Genomic DNA, 708 nt, shown 5'->3' on the forward strand with positions numbered 1-708 from the left:
TTTCCGGCATCTTGCAAACTACTTCCCTTAAATGACAAAAGCACTCATCGCAATTGAAACATATCAAGCGATCAGTGTTGTAACTATACACAATGTTACAATTTCGATCCCGTTAAATATGCGTCAGACAGGACTCATCTGACGTGTTCTTGGAAATAAATTCGTACAATTCAGACTGCTTATTAGATAACGAATTAAGCCATAATTTATTTATGGTTTAATTTTTCACATTCCTCGTTAAAGTAATGACATTTTACTTATTTAATTTTGAAATTAATGCAGGGAGCTAAACGGTGTTCGGTAGTCGTTTTAAAGATATCAATTTCAAAGGGGATATATTTGGCGGGGTGACCACGGCCATTATTTCTCTCCCTTTGGCGTTGGCGTTCGGGGTTGCTTCGGGGGCGGGCGCAGAAGCTGGCCTTTGGGGCGCCATCATGGTGGGCTTGTTTGCCTCCTTATTTGGTGGCTCAAATACACTTATCTCAGAACCCACGGGTCCGATGACGGTGATCATGACAGCCGTATTGACCAGTATGATGGCGAAGTACCCTGAAACAGGTATGGCGATGACGTTTACTGTTGTCATGATGGCGGGTGCATTTCAGATCTTGCTTGGAACGCTGAAGATGGGTAAATACGTTACCTTAATGCCTTACAGCGTGATCTCCGGCTTTATGTCGGGTATTGGTGTCATACTTATCATTC

At 42.8% G+C, this 708-nt stretch carries 1 protein-coding gene; it reads left to right on the plus strand.

The window, feature by feature from the left end; translation table 11 throughout:
- Positions 1–293: 293 nt before the first annotated feature.
- A partial coding sequence (locus tag R7R24_RS26915) for a SulP family inorganic anion transporter (RefSeq protein WP_318120149.1) occupies positions 294–708 on the plus strand: 415 nt, incomplete at its 3' end.

The sequence above is a fragment of the Vibrio sp. 704 genome (genome assembly GCF_033339295.1).